General features: G+C 64.1%; 4 protein-coding genes. All 4 read left to right on the top strand.

Annotated elements, in window-relative coordinates; all coding sequences use genetic code 11:
• Positions 1 to 768 (top strand): type VI secretion IcmF C-terminal domain-containing protein (locus AWB82_RS36160; protein WP_327346123.1); only part of this gene is annotated, 768 nt, incomplete at its 5' end.
• Positions 769 to 811: 43 nt separating this feature from the next.
• Positions 812 to 2,671: a type VI secretion system baseplate subunit TssF gene (gene tssF / locus AWB82_RS36155; RefSeq protein WP_086974038.1), complete on the top strand. Its 1,860-nt coding sequence runs from the start codon at positions 812 to 814 to the stop codon at positions 2,669 to 2,671.
• Positions 2,668 to 3,765, top strand: coding sequence for a type VI secretion system baseplate subunit TssG (tssG, locus tag AWB82_RS36150; RefSeq protein ID WP_086974037.1), 1,098 nt, complete (start codon positions 2,668 to 2,670; stop codon positions 3,763 to 3,765). The genes tssF and tssG overlap by 4 nt, the downstream gene beginning before the upstream one ends.
• A gap of 44 nt (positions 3,766 to 3,809) precedes the next feature.
• Positions 3,810 to 4,307 (top strand): type VI secretion system lipoprotein TssJ, encoded by a 498-nt coding sequence (gene tssJ, locus AWB82_RS36145; RefSeq protein WP_235023595.1) that lies wholly within the window; start codon positions 3,810 to 3,812, stop codon positions 4,305 to 4,307.
• Positions 4,308 to 4,348 lie beyond the last annotated feature (41 nt).

The raw sequence follows: 4,348 nt of genomic DNA, 5'->3' as shown, positions 1-4,348 counted from the left end.
CGTGCGTTCGGCGGGCGCTATCCGTTCGCCGATTCGGACAACGACGCGTCACTTCCGGACATGGTGCGCTTCATGCGCATGGACAACGGCGTGATCGCGCAGTTCGTCACGACCGAACTGGCGGGTGTCGTCAAGCGCCAAGGTGATCAGTGGGTCGCGGCTCAGGGATCCGAGCAGGGCACGCTCACGCTCGACCCCGCGTTCCTCGCAGCACTCAACAAGCTCACACACGTTTCGACGGTGCTGTTCCCCTCGGGCGATGCACGCGTGCGATTCGAACTGCGCGGCGTGCCCACACCCGGCATCACGGACCTGAAGCTGCTGGCATCGGGCCAACAGCTTCACTACTTCAACCAGATGGAACAGTGGGTGCCGTTCGAGTGGCCCGGCCAGTCGCTGGATAACAACGCCCAGCTCCAGTGGGAAACCGAGGAAGGCGGCCTGCGTTCAACGATGTACGCGCAGGGCCGCTTCGCATTGATCCGGCTGATGGAGCGCGCGAAAGTCACGCAACAGGACAACGCCCGCTATGTGCTCTCGTGGACGCCCGACCAAGGTATGAGTCCGGCGCTCTCGGTGCAATTGCGCGCGGAAGCCGGCGCGGGTCCGCTCGACGTGCTGGCGTTGCGACACTTCACGCTGCCCACGCGCATCTTCCTGACGAAGACGGCCACCGAGAAGTCGACGGGACCGAATCCGCCGCCGCTGCCACCCGGCGCGCTCGCCGCCGCGCAGAAAGTCGGCGTGCCGCTGCCGTCTTCGAGGTAAAGCATCAATCGATGCACGCGCTGACGTTTTGATAAGAAAGGCCATGAAGAACCCCTACCAAATCGACGGCGATCTGAACGCCGATGTCGACACCCGCCACGACGATCCGGTGCTGGGCTACTACGAAGCCGAGATGCGCTATCTGCGCGAGTCCGGTCGCGAGTTCGCCCGTGCGCATCCGGATCGCGCGCGCATGCTCAATCTGGACCGCGTGGGCGACCGCGATCCCTATGTCGAGCGCCTCTACGAAGGCTTCGCGTTCCTGACGGGCCGCCTGCAGCAAAAGCTCGACGATGAACTTCCGGAACTGACCGAAGGGCTCGTGAGCCTCTTGTGGCCGCATTACCTGCGCATGATTCCATCGCTGTCGGTGGTGGAGTTGACGCCGCTTGGTGAGAAGATGCAGAGCACGATTGCCGTGCCTGCGGGCGTGGCGGTGCGCTCCGCGCCCATTCCGGTGCCGAGGGAGAACAATGACGGCGTCAAGCCCGAGACGGTTCAGTGTCTCTATCGCACGACGCAAGCCGTCACGCTCCAGCCGATCCAGATCACGCGCGCCGGGCCGGCCGTGCGTCATGACGGCAAATCCGTCATCCGTATCGCGTTCGAACTGGATCACTCCACGCGCCGTGCCGAGACGGACCTGTCGCACATCCGCGTGCACCTGAGCGCGGAATTGCCCACGGCGTTTGCTATGCACTTGGCGCTCACGCGTCACGTCGAATCGATCGAATGGCGCGTGCCGGAAGTGCGCGATGGCGAGGCACGACCGCTCGCGGGCGTCACCATCGAGCCAGCGGGCTTCTCCGCTGACGAACGGCTATGGCCGAAGGCGGACGCCGCCTTCTCCGGCTATCAACTGCTGCTCGAATACTTCACGTTCCGCGAAAAATTTCTCTTCATCGATATCTGCGGATTCGACCTCAATCAGCTTCCGGAAGAATCGACCCGGTTCGAGCTGGAGATCGTGCTGAAGAAGGCTTATCCCTCCGATCAGCGCTTCACGAAGGACAACGTGCGCCTGTTCTGCTCGCCGGTCATCAACCTGTTTCAGCTCGATGCGGAACCGGTCACCATCGACCATCACGAGACGGAATACCGCGTGGTGCCGGCGGGTTATCAGGGCGGGCACGTCGAAACCTATTGCGTCGATGCGGTCGAGTCGTTCGATCACCTCACCTCCGAGCGCTACGCATACGTGCCATTCGCGACCTTCCGTCATCGCGGCGGGATGCTGCGGCACGAGTCGCCCGAGCGGTATTTCCACACGCGCGTGCGCGCGGGGATGGATGGTCTGCACGAAACCTGGCTGATCCTGGGCGGCAACGCGTGGGAATCGATGACCGATCTACCGGAGGAAAGCCTGTCGCTACGCGTGACCGGCACCAATGGATTGTTGCCGCGCAAGGGCCTGCGCGAGGCGCGTCTGGATGAACTTGCCGAGAGCACGCCGAACGTCGGTGGCGTGCGCAACCTCGTGGCGCCCACGTTACCGCTCTATCCGCCCACGGGCGACCGCTTCCAGTGGCGCGTGCTCTCGCACCTCGCGCCGAACTTCCTGTCGATGATGAACGCGGAAGTGCTGCGTGGCGCGCTCGCGCTCTACGACTGGACCAATGACGAGCTTAATCGCCGGCGGCTGGCGGGCATTCTGCATGTATCGGAGGAATTGCTCGAAGAAGTCACGGGTGGCGCGGTGGAGCGGGGCGTGCTGATCGAAGTGACGCTCGATTCGCAAGCCTTCTCCGGCGAGGGCGATGTGATGCTCTTCGGCGAACTGCTGCACCGCTTCTTCGAGTTATATGCGGAGGTGAATCTCTTCACGAAGCTCGCGCTGGTGACGCTGCCATCCAAGACGCGCATCGAGTGGCCGCGTAGCAAGACGCATCGGGCGCCGTTATGAAGCCGCGTGATATCCCCGATGTCGAACCGTTGGTCGCCGCGCTCCTGGCGCGCGCTCCGCGTATGAACTTCATGCAGCTGTGCCGGCTGTTCGAGGCGAGCGCGCCGGCTAAACCGGGTTTCGGCGAGCGCGACACGCCCGAGCACGAGCCGGTGCGTTTCCGGCCGCGTCCGCGCATGGGCTTCCCTGCTGGCGAGATCGCCGCTGTCGAATTCGATGACATCGATGACGGCGGATACGGTGAACCGCTGCCGCCGACGATCCGCACGACCTTCATGGGTCTGTACGGCGTCGATGCGGTGATGCCCACGCACTACCTCGACGACATCGCCATGCGCGAGGAAGGGCACGAGGCGGTCGAGGCGTTTCTGGATCAGTTCAATCACCGGTTCGTGACGCTGCTGTATCGCGCGTGGAAGAAGTATCGCTATGCGGAGACCTTTCGACCCGGCGGCACGGATGCGTATTCGAAGAGTCTGCTGTGTCTGGTGGGCTTCGGCTGGGGCAACAAGCCCGCGCGTGCGGGCCTGCCCGACTCGCGCATGCTGGCGCTGCTGGGCCTGCTGATTCAGCGCACGCGCACGCCGGAAGGTCTGGCGGGCGTGGTTGCGTTGGGCGCGCCGGGCGTGGACGTGCGCGTGGATGAATTCTGGCCCGTGGCCAGACGCGCTGGACAAGGGCAGCCGCTGACGGCAAAACCAGCGCAGGCAGGCAAACCGAAAGGCCTGGGTGGCGGTTACGTGCTGGGCAAGCGTCTGCGCTATCGCAGCCGCGCGGTGCGCGTGACGCTGAAGCCGACCGACGCGCAGCAGGCGCAGGATCTGTTGCCTGGCGCGTGGCTGCATCGCGATCTGATGGCGCTGGTGCGGCTCTACATCGGCACGAAGGCGGATGTGCACCTGCGCATGCAGATGTCCTCGCGTTTTGCGCCGGAGCCGTCGGTGGGCAAACCCCGTGCGCCCGTGTCGCCGCGTCTGGGCTGGACCGTGGTGCTGCCCGCTCAGCAGGAAAGGCAGATCACGGTCGAGTTGGGCGTGTGTGAAGTGTTTCCGGCGCCGCAGCCCAATCCGCATCTTGAGCCACACGTCGTATGAGCGGACGAACGATGTCGAAACTAAATCACCTGGCTGGCGCGACCATGCTCCTTCTGGCACTGTCAGGCTGCGGCGTCTGGCAGGCCACCTCCGATGGAACGGCGAACGCGTATCACGCGATGACCGACTGGCGCGTGAAGGAGGTCAACATCGATGTGAACGCGAGCGCGGACCTGAATTCGGACGCCTCGGGCCATGCGAATTCGGTGGCGGTGCGCGTGTATCAGTTGAAAGACCGCAAGCGCTTCGATAGCGCGTCGTTCAGCGATCTCGCTCGTCGCGATCAGAGCGTACTCGCGCCGGACGTGCAGGCGAGCGTGGCGGCGGTGGTCAATCCCGGCGCATCGGTGAGCGTGTCGCAACCGATGCAAAAGGAGACGAGATTCATCGCGATTGCCGCGTTCTATCGGAACGCGAATCAGACGGGAGCGTGGAAGCAGGTGGTCGCCGCCAGGAAGCTGCCGGATGAGGGGCCGCTGAAGCTCACGTTGGCCGATGGCAAGCTCACGTTGGCTGACGAAGCGAAGGCGGGCAAGAAGTGAGCGAAGCGGTGAATGGGGAAGTCGATCCTTACTTGGCCAAA

The organism is Caballeronia glebae, assembly GCF_001545035.1.
Taxonomy (GTDB): Bacteria; Pseudomonadota; Gammaproteobacteria; order Burkholderiales; family Burkholderiaceae; genus Caballeronia; species Caballeronia glebae.
This window is presented reverse-complemented; position numbering and strand designations above follow the sequence as displayed.

Bases quoted from the DNA above. Each gene is read 5' to 3' on its own strand.
- tssJ (WP_235023595.1), top strand. From the start codon at position 3,810: ATGCTCCTTCTGGCACTGTCAGGCTGCGGCGTCTGGCAGGCCACCTCC.
- tssG (WP_086974037.1), top strand. From the start codon at position 2,668: ATGAAGCCGCGTGATATCCCCGATGTCGAACCGTTGGTCGCCGCGCTC.
- tssF (WP_086974038.1), top strand. From the start codon at position 812: ATGAAGAACCCCTACCAAATCGACGGCGATCTGAACGCCGATGTCGAC.